Source organism: Pseudoalteromonas sp. S408 (genome assembly GCF_005886645.1).
In the GTDB taxonomy this organism is placed as follows: Bacteria; Pseudomonadota; Gammaproteobacteria; order Enterobacterales; family Alteromonadaceae; genus Pseudoalteromonas.
Window position 1 is genome coordinate 32,712 of record NZ_PNDY01000004.1, and the last position, 13,515, is coordinate 46,226.

The 13,515-nt window shown below is 40.1% G+C and carries 17 protein-coding genes and 1 tRNA gene; 7 read left to right on the top strand and 11 right to left on the bottom strand.

All coding sequences use genetic code 11. From position 1 onward, the window contains the following. Positions 1–91: 91 nt before the first annotated feature. Positions 92–167 (bottom strand) — tRNA-Ala (locus CWB62_RS04050). A 166-nt stretch (positions 168–333) separates the two neighbouring features. Here CWB62_RS04050 and CWB62_RS04055 point away from each other — a divergent pair. Together CWB62_RS04055 and CWB62_RS04060 are read left to right on the top strand one after the other, a co-directional pair. Continuing rightward, positions 334–729 (top strand): putative periplasmic lipoprotein, encoded by a 396-nt coding sequence (locus tag CWB62_RS04055; protein ID WP_138530687.1) that lies wholly within the window; start codon positions 334–336, stop codon positions 727–729. 2 nt (positions 730–731) lie between these two features. Then, positions 732–1,232, top strand: coding sequence for a prolyl-tRNA synthetase associated domain-containing protein (locus CWB62_RS04060; RefSeq protein ID WP_138530689.1), 501 nt, complete (start codon positions 732–734; stop codon positions 1,230–1,232). On the opposite strand, the gene CWB62_RS04065 is transcribed toward CWB62_RS04060, so the two are convergent. After that, positions 1,199–2,347, bottom strand: coding sequence for an MFS transporter (locus CWB62_RS04065; RefSeq protein WP_138530691.1), 1,149 nt, complete (start codon positions 2,345–2,347; stop codon positions 1,199–1,201). The two genes, CWB62_RS04060 and CWB62_RS04065, sit on opposite strands and share 34 nt — an antisense overlap. Before the next feature lie 195 nt (positions 2,348–2,542). Here CWB62_RS04065 and CWB62_RS04070 point away from each other — a divergent pair, with 195 nt between their 5' ends. The 4 genes from CWB62_RS04070 to CWB62_RS04085 all read left to right on the top strand — a co-directional run bounded on the left by CWB62_RS04070 (position 2,543) and on the right by CWB62_RS04085 (position 5,700). Further along, positions 2,543–3,082 (top strand): DUF2058 domain-containing protein, encoded by a 540-nt coding sequence (locus tag CWB62_RS04070; RefSeq protein ID WP_058403810.1) that lies wholly within the window; start codon positions 2,543–2,545, stop codon positions 3,080–3,082. Between the two features lie 182 nt (positions 3,083–3,264). After that, positions 3,265–3,588 (top strand): c-type cytochrome, encoded by a 324-nt coding sequence (locus tag CWB62_RS04075; RefSeq protein ID WP_058403809.1) that lies wholly within the window; start codon positions 3,265–3,267, stop codon positions 3,586–3,588. Between the two features lie 142 nt (positions 3,589–3,730). Then, a complete protein-coding gene (locus tag CWB62_RS04080; protein ID WP_058552580.1) occupies positions 3,731–4,498 on the top strand; it encodes a class II aldolase/adducin family protein in 768 nt (255 codons plus the stop codon). 26 nt (positions 4,499–4,524) lie between these two features. After that, on the top strand, positions 4,525–5,700 hold the full coding sequence (locus CWB62_RS04085) for a mandelate racemase/muconate lactonizing enzyme family protein (protein WP_010556678.1): 1,176 nt from the start codon (positions 4,525–4,527) through the stop codon (positions 5,698–5,700). Positions 5,701–5,770: 70 nt separating this feature from the next. On the opposite strand, the gene CWB62_RS04090 is transcribed toward CWB62_RS04085, so the two are convergent. The 8 genes from CWB62_RS04090 to CWB62_RS04125 all read right to left on the bottom strand — a co-directional run bounded on the left by CWB62_RS04090 (position 5,771) and on the right by CWB62_RS04125 (position 11,497). After that, the gene (locus CWB62_RS04090) at positions 5,771–6,145 is read right to left on the bottom strand and encodes a hypothetical protein (RefSeq protein ID WP_138530693.1); all 375 of its coding nucleotides are present in this window, start codon (positions 6,143–6,145) and stop codon (positions 5,771–5,773) included. 51 nt (positions 6,146–6,196) lie between these two features. Further along, on the bottom strand, positions 6,197–7,036 hold the full coding sequence (locus CWB62_RS04095) for an amidohydrolase family protein (protein ID WP_138530695.1): 840 nt from the start codon (positions 7,034–7,036) through the stop codon (positions 6,197–6,199). Further along, on the bottom strand, positions 7,033–7,761 hold the full coding sequence (locus CWB62_RS04100) for an SDR family NAD(P)-dependent oxidoreductase (protein WP_058403805.1): 729 nt from the start codon (positions 7,759–7,761) through the stop codon (positions 7,033–7,035). Before CWB62_RS04100 ends, CWB62_RS04095 begins: the two co-directional genes overlap by 4 nt. 20 nt (positions 7,762–7,781) lie before the next feature. After that, on the bottom strand, positions 7,782–8,270 hold the full coding sequence (locus CWB62_RS04105; RefSeq protein ID WP_058552576.1) for an FKBP-type peptidyl-prolyl cis-trans isomerase: 489 nt from the start codon (positions 8,268–8,270) through the stop codon (positions 7,782–7,784). A 63-nt stretch (positions 8,271–8,333) separates the two neighbouring features. Next, positions 8,334–9,821: a LysM peptidoglycan-binding domain-containing protein gene (locus tag CWB62_RS04110; protein ID WP_138530697.1), complete on the bottom strand. Its 1,488-nt coding sequence runs from the start codon at positions 9,819–9,821 to the stop codon at positions 8,334–8,336. A 55-nt stretch (positions 9,822–9,876) separates the two neighbouring features. Further along, positions 9,877–10,899, bottom strand: a complete 1,023-nt coding sequence (locus CWB62_RS04115) for an MBL fold metallo-hydrolase (protein ID WP_138530699.1) — start codon at positions 10,897–10,899, stop codon at positions 9,877–9,879. 62 nt (positions 10,900–10,961) lie between these two features. Further along, positions 10,962–11,267 (bottom strand): cell division protein ZapA, encoded by a 306-nt coding sequence (locus CWB62_RS04120; RefSeq protein WP_138530701.1) that lies wholly within the window; start codon positions 11,265–11,267, stop codon positions 10,962–10,964. After that, positions 11,267–11,497 carry a cell division protein ZapB gene (locus CWB62_RS04125; RefSeq protein ID WP_138530703.1) on the bottom strand — a complete coding sequence of 77 codons (231 nt, stop codon included), beginning with the start codon at positions 11,495–11,497 and terminating at the stop codon, positions 11,267–11,269. The genes CWB62_RS04120 and CWB62_RS04125 overlap by 1 nt, the downstream gene beginning before the upstream one ends. A gap of 448 nt (positions 11,498–11,945) precedes the next feature. Between CWB62_RS04125 and CWB62_RS04130 the strand changes: the two genes are divergently transcribed. After that, positions 11,946–12,785 carry a 23S rRNA (adenine(2030)-N(6))-methyltransferase RlmJ gene (locus CWB62_RS04130; protein WP_058403799.1) on the top strand — a complete coding sequence of 280 codons (840 nt, stop codon included), beginning with the start codon at positions 11,946–11,948 and terminating at the stop codon, positions 12,783–12,785. Positions 12,786–12,879: 94 nt separating this feature from the next. Here the strand turns inward: CWB62_RS04130 and CWB62_RS04135 are convergent, their stop codons facing one another. Then, positions 12,880–13,446 carry a PhnA domain-containing protein gene (locus CWB62_RS04135; protein ID WP_138530705.1) on the bottom strand — a complete coding sequence of 189 codons (567 nt, stop codon included), beginning with the start codon at positions 13,444–13,446 and terminating at the stop codon, positions 12,880–12,882. Between the last annotated feature and the right edge of the window lie 69 nt (positions 13,447–13,515).

The window sequence follows — 13,515 nt, forward strand, 5'->3', positions numbered from 1 at the left end:
AAGGTAATAGAGATAAATGAAAAACAAAATAAAATGAATGAATTAGGGTGTTTTTGAAGTAAAGAATATATTTGAGAAAGGAGTAGGAAAGTGGTGGAGCTAAGCAGGATCGAACTGCTGACCTCCTGCGTGCAAGGCAGGCGCTCTCCCAGCTGAGCTATAGCCCCACATTCCTAGTTTATGCATAACATAAACGCTTGGCTGCTGAGTTCCAAGCGGGACGAACTTTAAGTTTTTTTATAAATTTGGTCAAGTATTTTTTCGCTAATTTTCACAGTTTAGATGAATTTTTGATAGACTCGGCTTAATTACTCATTAAAACGACAGAAAATAATGAAAAAAAGCGTTTTGGTACTGATGGTTTTACTTTCGGGTTGTGCGTCAAATGAAGAGCCGCCTTTTGAAATAAACACTAAACAGTTTTTTGAAAAACAAGACGAGCAAGGAAATAATGTATTTGCTTATGTTGTATCGGTTAAAGCTAAGCACCGTGAAAACTTTAACCTTGATCGTGGACGCAATAACAGGCCTTCTCGCAGTGAGGTTAAAGAATATATTGAGCAAGAACACTTTGAAGAGTCGAGTGTGTTAAAGCTTAAGTTAGAAGACAGGGCCGTTGAATTATTAAAGCAAGAGCTTAAAACGCGTGAGTATTGCGCTAACAAACATGAAATAACAGAAGTTCTATGGCGAGATCTCAGTGTGCAACTAAGAGGGCGTTGTTTGTAACTATGTTAGCGGACAAAACAAAGTTAGAGGCGTGTTTAGCGCATTTAGATATCAATTACGACGTTATTGAACATCCACCTTTGCATACTAGTTTAGCAGCTGATGAATTATTGCTTGAACGTCCAGGTACACGTTTAAAAAATTTATTTTTGCGTGATAACGAAGGTAAACGTCATTTTTTAGTTATTACAGCTCACAATAAGCAGTTAGATCTAAAAGCGCTTTCAAAACAGCAAGGTTTGTCGCGTTTAGGGTTTGCTTCAAGCGAGCGTTTAGCAACCTATTTAAAAGTTGCGCCAGGGTGCGTATCAATGCTTGCGTTACTTAACGACAAACAAAGTGCGGTAACCGTATGGTTAGATCAAGATATTTGGTTTGGCGATCTATTTCATTGCCACCCATTTGAAAATACACAAACGTGGATTTTGAGCAAACCAGACTTGGAAGCTTTTTTTGAATACACATCACATCAACCGCGAGTTATGTTTTTACCGTCAAAGTGAGCCCAAATCACAAGCAATAATCCGCACAAACACATAATAAGCAGGGTTAGCATAAAGGGTGTTTGTCCGTATTTTTGGTATACCACACCTGGTAATAACGAGCCAATGGCACCTCCACTGTAGTAAAATGAAACATACCCTCCATTTGTCACGCTTGGTGGTGCTTCACTTATTTTATTAACCAGTGGGGCTGCGGTTGAATGAATAATAAACATAGCCGCACAAAATAGCGTGAATGCAGTTAAAAAGACGCTAAGCTGGTGGCTCATGAGCACAACAATACTCAGGCTGTAAAAAATGAAGGTCGCCCCTAATACGTGCCAAGCTGAAGGCGCTTTTTTTAATAGCCAAGGCGTGGTAATAGAAGCCAAGGCTCCAATTAAGTAGCCACTGTAAACCAAACCAATATCACGCGTGTTTGTAATTAAAAATGTACTTTGCAGTATAAATGGCAAATAATTAAGTAAGGCTGCAAAACAAAAAAACATACAAAATACAGCGCCATAAACTTTTAAAACAGGGCCATCCTTAAGTTGTTTGATGTAATCTAGAGGCGATTTTTGAGCGTGAGTACCAATGTTGTTGAATTTATGGGGCTTAATTAGCATAGCTAAAAAAACAAGCATAAAAGCAATTAAGTAATAAAAGCTTTGCCAATGCCATAAGTCGCTAAATAGCGCAGCAAGTACCCTTCCAAAATAACCGCCTGCAATACTGCTGCCTATATAAAGAGTCATATTTTTTTGAAGTGTATCAGCGGTGAAACTTATTCCTATAAAGCTGGTCATGGCAGTTAATGCTGCAGGAAGGGTAAGGCCTTGTAAAAATCGTACTAATAGTAAGAGCTCAAAACTTGGTACCCAAATAAATAGTAAGCAGCTAAAGCCCAGTACTATCATTGCAATACGAAGTATTTTTAAAGGATTTTGTTTGGCTAGAAACAGGCCATACACTAATGGTGCAATAGCTAAGGGCAACATTGTTGCCGTCATTAAGCTGCCTGCTGTGGCAGGCGATACACCAAACTCACTAGCAAATAGGCCGAGTAGAGGCTGAGGTGCGTAAAGCACGAAAAATATAACAACAGAGCAAGCAAGTAGGTGAATTAAGCGCATTATTTGGCTTTTAGGTAACTAGTTGGCTTTTTTATTGTATTAAAAATCCCCCAGAATTGATAATTATAAAGTACGCTGTTGTCCCATATCATGCTAAGTATAAAGGAGTTTATTAGATTAATGTCGATAGCGCTGTTATTTAAACTCGTAGGTGATTAAAATAACGCTAATACTAGTTTTTATTGGAACAATGCCATGGGTTCATTACAAGACCAATTGCTGCAAGCAGGGTTAACAACATCGCATAAAGCTAAAGTTGCTAAATCAGAAAAACGTAAGCAACAAAAAAAACAGAAAAAAGGGGCAACAAGTAACCCTAATGATCTGCAAAAGCATATTCAACAAACTAAGCTTGAGCAGCAAAAAAAGGCGGAAGAGTTAAACCAAGCCCGCCAAGTGACTTTAAAACAGCGTGAGCAAGAAGCGCGTGTTAAGCAAATTTTAGAACACAACAATCAAGATGCTATTCGTGGTGAGCGAACCTTTAATTTTACTTACGATAAAAAAGTAAAAAGTATTGAAGTGAATGAAAAAACTCAAAAAGCATTGTCGGGTGGTCGTTTAGCGATCTGTGTTCTAGAGGGGCAGTTTTACGTATTAGAAGACGAGCCAGCACGTAAAGTGGCTGAAGTAGACGAAAAATACATTGTTTTTCATGTTGAACCTGAAAACAAGCCTAAAGATGAGGACGACCCATACGCAGATTTTGAGGTACCAGACGATTTAGTTTGGTAACAATCAATTAAGCGTCTGCTCATTTTTGTTTGCTAAACTAGTTTTAGGTAAATAGAAACGAGCTAGCAGTGCAGGTTTAAGTTGATCGTCTAGCATCGTTTCTAACGTATGCTTTTTATTTGATTATTGACTACAATCAATTGAACAGTTTTTTCTAACCGTCAAAAAGAAGAGTAAATACAATGAGCAAGATGAAAACACTACTACTAGGCGCGGGCATTAGCTTAGCCGCAAGTTTCTCGTTTAATGCAGCTGCCGCTGATGGTGCCGCATTATACACTGCAAAAAATTGTCAAACCTGTCATGGTGCAGATGGTAAAGCACCAATCATGGGTATGTATCCTAAACTTAATGGTCAAAACAAAGATTATTTAGTTGCACAAATGAAAGATATTAAGTCGGGTGCACGTAATAATGGTATGTCTATGGCTATGAAGGCAATGGTTGCTACCGTAACTGACGAAGAGTTTGAAGCTATTGCAGACTACTTATCTAAAGTAAAATAACTCAAAGTAGTTATTAACCCTTAAAAAACAGCCACACAAACGTGTGGCTGTTTTTGTTTGTTGATTGCTATAAAACGCAGAGTGTTTTAGACTTCTAAACATCTATTCGCATTCATTATCTGCGTATTTTAAAAGGTTTATTATGTTTGATTTACCCCAACTTGATTTAAAAAATAAAGTGTCTGCTCAAGAGTGGCAACTACGTGTCGATCTTGCAGCATGTTACCGGCTAGTGGAGCATTTTCGTTGGGGAGATTTAATTTATACGCATTTATCGGCTCGTTTGCCCGGGACTGACCATTATCTAGTTAACGCTTTTGGGTTAACATTCGACGAAGTAACCGCTTCAAACTTAGTTAAGGTTGACCTAAACGGGAATATAATTGACGACACTCCCTTTAGCATTAACCCTGCTGGCTTTACTATTCACAGTGCAATACACGAGGTCAGAGAAGACGCGCATTGCGTTATTCATTTACACACCAAAGAAACCATTGCTGTGGCTACCCAAAAAAAGGGTTTATTGCCATTGAGCCAGTATTCAATGTTTTCGTTACCGTCGCTTTCATATCATGGTTACGAAGGCCTTGCAGTTAATGATGATGAGCGCAAAGTACTACAGGATGACTTAGGTTCAACTAATCATATGTTATTAGTCAACCATGGTGGCTTAACGGTAGGCCCGACCGTAGGCGATGCGTTTATGCGTTTTTACGACTTACAACGCGCCTGCGAAATACAATTAGCGCTGCAAGCTAGCTCGCAAGAAGTTATTCCTGTACCTCAACCCATTATCGACAATATTTATAACCAAGCCAACGTGGTACACAGCGGCAGCACTGGAGGCCAGCTTGCTTGGCCTGCGATGTTACGAAAAGCATATCGGCTTGATCCCAGTTTTGCAAAATAACCCGAACAGGTTAATAAGGAATTTTTATGAAGGTAAATCGCGTAGAAGTATTTGATATTCACTGTCCAGAGCGCCCAGCGTGGACACCTGTATTTGTTCGCATCCATACTGATGAGGGCATTAGTGGTGTGGGTGAAGCCGGTCTTGCTTACGATTTAGGCCATAGCGCGGCCGCCGCCATGATCAAAGAAATGGCAGATGCCTTTTTAATTGGTCACGACCCGTTTCAAACAGAAAAGCTGTGGTCTCGTATGTTACGAGAAAGCTTTTGGGGTTTAGGCGGTGGACCCGTTGTGTACGCTGCAATGAGTGCTATTGATACCGCGCTTTGGGATATTAAAGGTAAAGCGCTTGGGTTACCGGTCTATCAATTACTGGGTGGTAAGGTTAACGATAAACTTCGTACTTATGCATCGCAACTGCAGTTTGACTGGGATAGCGAATTTAAAGCACTAGTACAGCCACAAGAGTATGCAGAGGCGGCATTAAAAGCCATAGCAGAGGGTTACGATGCAGTAAAAGTAGATCCAATTCAATACGATAAAGACGGTAATACGTATTACGATCGCACTAATATTATTTCACGCCCAGAAATGAAGTTATACCGCGCGCGTATGCAAGCTATTCGTGAAGCTGTGGGCGATGAAGTCGATATTATTTTTGAATGTCATAGTTTACCGGGTGCCACATCAGCTATTCAAATTGGTGAAATAGCCGAAGAATTTGATTGTATGTATTTTGAAGAGCCTGTGAACTACTTAAATCACTCGTTGCATGCCAAAGTAGCGGATAAAGTTAACGTACCCATTGCGGGCGGTGAGCGCTTGTACAACCGCTGGGGGGTTCGTCCTTATTTAGAAGATCAGAGTATTGACGTGCTTCAGCCAGATATAGGGTTATGTGGTGGTTTTACTGAAACTAAAAAAGTATGTGATTACGCCGATATTTTTGATGTACGTATTCAGGCGCACGTGTGTGGTGGACCTGTTGCGACAGCTGCATCGTTACACCTAGAAACCGCTATTCCTAACTTTTTGATACATGAGCATCATACTTATGCGATTAAAAAGTGGAACCGTGAATTGTGTTTACAAGATCCACAACCTAAAAATGGTTTCTTTGAAGTGTCTGAGGAGCCAGGTTTAGGTATTGAGTTAAACGATGAAATTGTGATGCGTTCACAACGAGTAGAAATAAAATAATAACTAAGCTTTGTCTTAATTTAAAAAGCCGGTAAGTGACTATTCACTTATCGGCTTTTTATTAGCAACATTAAGGTAATTCGTTCATTACGCACTCAACATCTTTGAGCTCTCGCGTGGCTTTGCTATCTACGTGGCGTATAAAGCATTGTTTATTTTTTATCATCAGTTCAAATTGGTCGGGCGGATTAAGCTGATGACTTTTTATAATGTTATTTTTGTTTAGATTCCCCAGCGTAACCACACTATTTTTTGTAAATACATCGTCAGCTAACGTTATGTTTTGCATATTCGTAATGGTACTAATTACTTTGTTAACCGCGCTTTGATTAGGCGCTAAAAGTAGTGCATGTTGTAATTTGGGGGTTGGTTCAGCGCGTTGCGACACACAGCCACTTAATAAGGCGCACCAGGCTAAGCTCACAATGAATAATGTATTTTTCATAAAACCTACGCCATTTTAAGCATAATAGAATTTAAATATAACGACTTTTACTTACACTTGGTAGTAGTGCATTGCATTTGCATAGCTGAGCTTATGCCATAGGCTATGGCTTTTACACAGCGCGTAATGCTGATGCCATAGCGCATTGTAATGAGTGTTTATTTGGCATACCGGAAAGTTACTAGCAAACATAATACGCTGCTCGCCAAAGTGTTGTAAAAGCCATTTAAAGCATGCTTCTTGTTGTGCTTGTGTCAGGCTTAATAACTCAAAGCCAGAAAATTTAATAGCAATGTTTTTATGTTGGGCGAGTAATTCAACGCTTTGTTGCCAAGAGGCTAAGTCATCAGGCAACCCTGCATGATTAAGAATAATTTGTAGATGAGGTAATTGCTTTGCACAGTGAGCAATATGATTAGCTACGCTAACGTTGTGTAGTTCAAATTGCGCTTCAAAATGCAGTTTATTTGTCGCTAATAAATCAAGATTATGAATACAACGAGGGCTTTTTAGCCTTATAGCATCATCGCCTTCTGTTATATCTCTAATGCCACATAGGCTCGAATGCGCCAGCGCATCGAGCGCGTCACTAAATTGCTCAGCAAGCGCATCTATTTGGTTAAAACTAATGGCTTTAAATGGCACTTCACTTAAATGCTTACTTAGCCAATTAAGTTCATTGATAGGGGCCGAATTATCAAAGCCCGCTTCTATGTGTACAATACCCGCAAGTTCAAAATCAGTACTTTTAACAAGTTGCTCTGCACTTATTGGTTGTTTTATTTTGTCTAAATTGGGCCATGCTGGTGGGTTTTTGCCTTGTAACCAAGTGTACTGACCATCAAGTAAATTAAAAAAATGAACATGCGGGTCAATTATCTTGGTACTCATTGGGCTGTATAGCCGCCATCAATACTTTGTAAGCTACCAGTAATAAAGCTTGCGTCGTCACTTGCTAAAAAACTCACAAGAGCGGCTACTTCATCGGCTTGGCCTAATCGGTTTAGCGGTTGCAGGCTTGCTTCTTCTGCCACTATATCGGCTTTGTTTGCACCACTTTTATCGCAGTAAGCGTCAATTGCGTTATGAAATAAAGGGGTTTCAATTGTGCCTGGGCACACTGCATTAGCACGAATGTTAAAGCGTGCGTAATCAAGTGCCGTGGTTTTTGCCATAGAGGCGAGAGCATGCTTAGTAAGGTTGTAGGCAAATGAATTGTGCTTAGCAATTAATGCTTGGTCAGACGCTATTAATATAATAGAACCCGCATTATTTGCTTTCATACAGGGTAGTACACTTTGTACAGCCGCGTAGGCACCTTTTACATTAAGCGCAAATAGCGCATCGAGCGTTTGCTCATCAGTGCTTTCTATATTTGCGCTTAGGTGTTTTCCAGCATTAGAAACCAGTACATCAATACGTTGAGATTGTTTATATACCGCTTTGATAGAGCGTCGAACAGCATCCACATCACTTACATCGCAATGATGAAAAACGCCCACATCGCTCGGTGTGATATCAAGGTTGTGAACCTCATAGCCACTACTTAGCAGGCGTTTTATTACCGCTAGGCCAATCCCTTTCGTTCCACCTGTTACAATTGCAACTTTTGACATACGGGTTCCTTTTTAGCTAATTAGTGAGCGTGGCCACAGCCGCCTTCAGCATGAACATGGCCATGCGAAATTTCTTCGCTAGTTGCTTCGCGTACCGATACAACTTCTACATCAAATGTCAGTGTTTTACCTGCAAATGGGTGATTCAAGTCACAATCGGCATTAAAACGACCTACTTTAACAATCGTCACCTGATGACGGCCTTGGTTAGACTGAACCATTGCAGTCATACCTGGCTTCCATACTTTAACATCGCCTTGTAAGTGCTTAAGTGGTATACGTTGAATTAAGTCATCAACACGCTCACCATAAGATTCACTTGGCTCAAGCGTTACACTAAATTTTTCGCCAGCGTTTTTACCCTCAAGGGCTTTTTCTAAACCAGGTAACATACCTTCGCTGCCATGAATGTAGCTAAGTGGCGCATCATTTACACTGCTTTCAATTTGTTCACCCGCTTCACTAAGTGTGTAGTGAAACTCTACTGCCGAATTTTTACTAATTTGCATGCTGTTCTCTTTAAAATAACTATGTTGGGCGTGATTTTACGCGAAATAGATTGGTTTATAAACTTAACGTGGTTGATTTAGTGTTTTTTGCAAATCATGTAGTAAATCTTGTTTGATTGGCTGCGCTTGTGGTTTTTCTGCTTGAGGGATATAAAGCACTAACTGACGGCCGGGTTTTAAAATGCTGGATGCCGACAGTTTATTCCATTTGGCCAAATCGCTATGTGGTACATCGTAAAGTTGGCTAATGCTCCACAGGCTATCACCGGTTTTTACGGTGTAGTCTATTTCTATGGTTGGGATAGCAATGTCTTCTTGGTGTTCTAAATAAGGGCTTATTTTGTAATCTATAGTTAAGGAGCTTGGTAGGGTTTTGGGTTGCCCAACCAGTAGCTTTTCGCCTACGCCAATAAAGTTGTTGGTTTTGTTATTGAGTTGTTTTAGCATTTTTACCGACATGCTAAAGCGTTTGGCAATAGCATAAAGTGTGTCGTTTTGTTTTACTCTGTATTCACCTGCAAAATTAGATTTAAAAAACTGACTTTTTAATAATGCTTCTTGGCCTATTGGTAGCAATAAGGTATGTGGTCCGTTTGGCGAGCTTTGATTTTTTAAATACCCTTGGTTTATCGCATGCAGCTGCTTTGACCCAATACCTGACAGCTTGGCAATAACCGAAAAATCGAATTGCTGGCCTATATTCATTTGTGTGGTGAGTGGTTTATAGGCAAGTTTTGGCTGCTTCATACCTTTTTGTGGATGCTTAACTAAATAACTTAAAGCGAGCAATTTTGGCACGTAATCGGCGGTCTCTTTTGGCAAGCTTAGCGACCTAAAGTCAGTGCTTTTTCCTCGTTTAGTATTTTTCTCTATGGCCCGCTTTACGCGTCCTTCACCGCTATTGTAGGCTGCCAATGCATGTAGCCAATTGCCGTTAAAACGCTTATGTAAATAGCTCAAGTAATCAAGTGCCGCATCAGTAGAGGCTAATACATCTTGGCGACCGTCGTACCATTGATCTGACTTAATACCAAAGTGATATGCTGTCGCCCCTACAAGTTGCCATACCCCAACGGCTTGTTGCGATGAGGCAACCGTGGGCCTAAAGTCACTTTCTACAAAAGGTAGCAGTGCTATTTCCATTGGTAGGTTTCTTTGCTCTATTTTTTTTACTATGTGATACAAATAAGGCGCTGCACGTTTGCTTACCGTGGTTAGGTATTTAGGCTGTTTTAAATACCAGTTAATGCGTTTCTTTAAAGCTCGATTTTGATAAACCGTAAAATGTAAGTTGTTGGCAATATGCACCCACAAATCCGTTGTTTTTGCTGGGCGCTTTTTTACAACTCTATTTTTAAGTTTGAGTGAGGGAGTGTTTTTTTCAATAAGACTGGTTTGTTGCTCTGGGTTTACTGTGGCAGTTACGTTTTCGTGATTTGCGTAATCAGGCTCAAAATGAGTAAATATTTGAGGCGCTTCCGTCTGCTTTTGCTCGGTTGATTCACAACCAAACAAAAAGAGTCCTAAAAAGCATAATATCAAACTGCGCATAATGATCACTTTAGTCAATTCCTTTTATTATTTTAACACAATCCGTTGTGTTGGGTTATTTTAAGCTTTTAGCGCGGTTAAGTCCCGCTTGTAAAAATAACTGACTCGACCTTTTGTTAAGCGTGTCTTGCTGGTAGGGAGCGAGCACTTTTTGTGGAAACGTTTCTATGAGTGATTCAGTCGTTAGATTTTGATTACTTTCGACGTGCTCAGTGAGTGCATTTAAAAATGCCAGAGGCTGCTTGAGTTGTTGCTTGTTAAGTATGCCGCCATGCCCGGGTATAATTAGTGATAGCTTTTCATTGCCAATATATTGCTTTAATAAAGTTTGCCAACTTTCAAGTTCACCGTGTCCCGGATAGGGAAGCCAATCAACAATGTCGCCACCAATAAGTATGCTTTCATTGTTTGTAGTAACGGTTAAATCGCCATTAGTGTGCGCTATATGGGGGGTAATATTTAATTCAAAACTGCCTAGGTCAAGTGTTGTACTTACTGCCAATGCTATGTCTGGAGGGCTAAGTTGGTACTCGCGCCAACGAAAAAGTCGTGTTTTAGCCAACTCTAGCTTTTCTCGCCATGCTGTTTGTTCTTCTTTGGGGATTGATGCTAAGCGCTGATAGCTCAGTTCAATGCTTTTTTCATAGCTGTCGAGTTTATCAGTGTAGGCTTTTTGATAGGTTTTAAAGTCTGCGCTTACTTGCTGGTGGGTGATAAGTTTGGCATTAGGATAAAAGTGTTGAATAACTGCCATGCCCAGTAAGTGATCGTCATGATAATGGGTTGCAACCAAATAACAAAGAGGCGTTTTAAGGCGTTTTTTTAGTTCAACAACAAGTTGTTCAACACCTGCAAAATTTCCACTGGTATCTACTAGTAAAGCGCATTCATCACCCTCAATTAATACTTGGTTAGAGTCGTAAAAACGTAGAGCGTCTTGTTGTTTTAAAAATTGGATGTTGTTGTTAATGGTTTGCCAGCTAATGGCTGCATTTGAATTGGCTGTGAAAAAAAGTAAACATATTATTAGGAATGTACATTTTAACGATGAGTGAATACCAGGTAAGGAGTACTTCATTAACTATCTCTTGCAGGCCAATTATTACCCTAATGATAAACAAAAAGCGCAGGTTGCGCTTTTTATTTTGTTTGTTTTGGGTCATTTGCCAAATGTTGACTCAGTTTATCAACAAGCTGGTCTTGATGTTTCTGCTCAACAGTTGCTTGTGTTTTTGCTTCAAGCAAATCGTGGCTTAAATTAAGTGCTGCCATAAGCAATGCTTTTTGATCGTTTCGAACGGTTGAACGCTGTTTCATTTGTTCAACTAAGTCGTTTAGATTTTTAGCTGCTGCTATCAATGCCTCTTCTTGTCCTTGCGGACAAGCAAATTGCTGCTCTTTACCTAGCAACTCAACAGTGACCCGCTGGTTTTGCAGCTCAGACATTAGCTAGCCTGTTGTGCGCTTTGTAATTTATCTAGTAAGCCAGATAACGTTGTGCTGGCATCTTTTTGCTTTTCTTCGTTTTCAAGCGATTCTAGTTGTAAAAGTTCATTATCATCAGCGAGTTTACTATTTTGCTCTTTTAAGCTAGCAACATCAGTTTGTAATTGATTATTGCGTTCAATAAGTGAATCGATCAGTTGTTCGAGTTGTTGAAGAGTAGTGTTGTCCATAAGGCGCTCATATAACTGTAATTAATGTCTTGCAAATGTAAAGCAAAGTGCATTGATTTACTAGCATTTACGCCAGTTTTAGCTGATTTTTCTTCTTTGTTAAGGGATAATTCATACAACGTGCTTTTTTGTTCAGAAATGGTTCATTTAAGCGCCCCTTATCCGAGGCGTTATTGGACTTTGCGGATTGAAAGTTGTTTAAATTAGGGGCTATTTAATCGCAGCGCGAGGTTTGTAACCCAGTGGACTCGATGACTGCTCCTGCGTTACTCTCTGAATTACATTCATGTAAGAATAACCACACTATGTAGGTTCTACCTTGCCTGAAAATCCAATAAGCTGCTGAAAGTTTAACCTTGAAAGGTTAACAGACCCTAGTGCAAGTTGCTAAAGCCCAGTGCTTATGGTTCACTTGCGATATTAAATTGCGTATGGCGAAAATAAAATAATGCTTAGTTACAGACACTCATTTCATGCGGGTAATCCGGCCGATGTTCTTAAACACCTTGTGTTGGCTCAGGTCCTTAAATATCAAACAATTAAAGATAAGCCGCTTGATTACATTGATACGCATTCTGGCGCCGGTTTTTTTGAACTTGCTGCAGCTGATGCCCAAAAAACGCAAGAATATCAAGACGGTATTGAAAAATTGTGGACTCACACAAGCCAGCATGAAGCACTTAACGAATACATTGAGCTAATTAAATCGTTCAATAATACGAGTGACCTCGATTTTTATCCGGGCTCGCCAAAAATTGCTGAACATTATTTACGCCGCCAAGATAAAGGCTGGTTTTTTGAATTGCACCCGCGAGACTTATTGCTTTTAGAGGATAATATGCAGGGTAAGCGTTCTATTCGAGTGCGCGGCGAAAACGGGTTTACTGGTTTAGTTGGGTTACTGCCACCTGCATCACGCAGGGCATGTGTATTAATCGACCCGCCATACGAAGTTAAAGATGATTATGAGTGCGTTGTAAAAACATTAGTTAAAGCGCATCAACGATTTGCAACGGGTACATACATGATTTGGTATCCGGTTGTTGACCGAGAGCGCATTAACAACATGGAGCAGGGTTTAATTGACTCCGGTATGCGAAATATTCAGTTATTCGAGTTGGGAACAGAGGCTGATACTGACGTCCATGGTATGACTGCATCCGGTATGATAGTGATTAATCCGCCATGGAAGCTTAAACAAACTATGGATGCGGTATTACCTGAGTTAGTTTCGTTACTAAGTAAACCAAGCGGCTTTTATAGGTGCGAGCAACTCGTCGACGAATAACGACTGTTCATAAAAATGCCCAGTATTGCTGGGCATTTTTGTTCTACTGTATTACTTTCGGTTAAAAGCGAAAATAGTGTGAATTATTTTGCACTTACTTTTTTACAAATTTAGTAAGAATCACAATTCGCTGGCCATCAACACGCCCTTCAATGTGCTCTGGGTTACTGGTTAAACCAATATTGCGTACCGCAGTGCCGCGTTTTGCTGTAAGACTACTGCCTTTTACATCCAAGTCTTTTATGAGTGTCACGGTATCGCCAGCTTGAAGAACCACGCCATTACTATCGATATGCTTCACGTCGTCATCTTCTGCAAGTGCTTTTTTAGCCCAAGCCAAGGTCTCTTCTTCAAGGTATACCATGTCTAGAGCGTCTTGTGCCCAGCCATTATCTGGCGCTAAGCGAGATAGCATTCTATACGCAACAACTTGAACTGCAGGTGTTTGGCTCCACATGCTGTCGTTTAAACAGTGCCAATGTGTTGGCGTTATATCTACTGTGTTTTCAATTTGTTCTTTGCATGTTTGGCAAGTGTAAATGCATTTATCTGAATGGGTATCCGTAACCGGCGGAACTTCATAAACAGATAAGTCATTGGTAGCTGTACATAATTCACATTGGTTATTGCTGCGTTCAATTAAAGCTTTTTCAATACTCATAGGGACTACTTTTTTGGTCGAGTTGATATTTTTGCGTAGTATAACTCAGCACACTGAGAGTGTGTTATA

Bases quoted from the DNA above. Each gene is read 5' to 3' on its own strand.
- CWB62_RS04080 (WP_058552580.1), top strand. From the start codon at position 3,731: ATGTTTGATTTACCCCAACTTGATTTAAAAAATAAAGTGTCTGCTCAA.
- CWB62_RS04115 (WP_138530699.1), bottom strand. From the start codon at position 10,899: ATGAAGTACTCCTTACCTGGTATTCACTCATCGTTAAAATGTACATTC.
- CWB62_RS04095 (WP_138530695.1), bottom strand. From the start codon at position 7,036: ATGAGTACCAAGATAATTGACCCGCATGTTCATTTTTTTAATTTACTT.
- CWB62_RS04135 (WP_138530705.1), bottom strand. From the start codon at position 13,446: ATGAGTATTGAAAAAGCTTTAATTGAACGCAGCAATAACCAATGTGAA.
- CWB62_RS04070 (WP_058403810.1), top strand. From the start codon at position 2,543: ATGGGTTCATTACAAGACCAATTGCTGCAAGCAGGGTTAACAACATCG.
- CWB62_RS04110 (WP_138530697.1), bottom strand. From the start codon at position 9,821: ATGCGCAGTTTGATATTATGCTTTTTAGGACTCTTTTTGTTTGGTTGT.
- CWB62_RS04065 (WP_138530691.1), bottom strand. From the start codon at position 2,347: ATGCGCTTAATTCACCTACTTGCTTGCTCTGTTGTTATATTTTTCGTG.
- CWB62_RS04085 (WP_010556678.1), top strand. From the start codon at position 4,525: ATGAAGGTAAATCGCGTAGAAGTATTTGATATTCACTGTCCAGAGCGC.
- CWB62_RS04055 (WP_138530687.1), top strand. From the start codon at position 334: ATGAAAAAAAGCGTTTTGGTACTGATGGTTTTACTTTCGGGTTGTGCG.
- CWB62_RS04125 (WP_138530703.1), bottom strand. From the start codon at position 11,497: ATGGACAACACTACTCTTCAACAACTCGAACAACTGATCGATTCACTT.
- CWB62_RS04090 (WP_138530693.1), bottom strand. From the start codon at position 6,145: ATGAAAAATACATTATTCATTGTGAGCTTAGCCTGGTGCGCCTTATTA.
- CWB62_RS04075 (WP_058403809.1), top strand. From the start codon at position 3,265: ATGAGCAAGATGAAAACACTACTACTAGGCGCGGGCATTAGCTTAGCC.
- CWB62_RS04120 (WP_138530701.1), bottom strand. From the start codon at position 11,267: ATGTCTGAGCTGCAAAACCAGCGGGTCACTGTTGAGTTGCTAGGTAAA.
- CWB62_RS04060 (WP_138530689.1), top strand. From the start codon at position 732: ATGTTAGCGGACAAAACAAAGTTAGAGGCGTGTTTAGCGCATTTAGAT.
- CWB62_RS04105 (WP_058552576.1), bottom strand. From the start codon at position 8,270: ATGCAAATTAGTAAAAATTCGGCAGTAGAGTTTCACTACACACTTAGT.
- CWB62_RS04130 (WP_058403799.1), top strand. From the start codon at position 11,946: ATGCTTAGTTACAGACACTCATTTCATGCGGGTAATCCGGCCGATGTT.
- CWB62_RS04100 (WP_058403805.1), bottom strand. From the start codon at position 7,761: ATGTCAAAAGTTGCAATTGTAACAGGTGGAACGAAAGGGATTGGCCTA.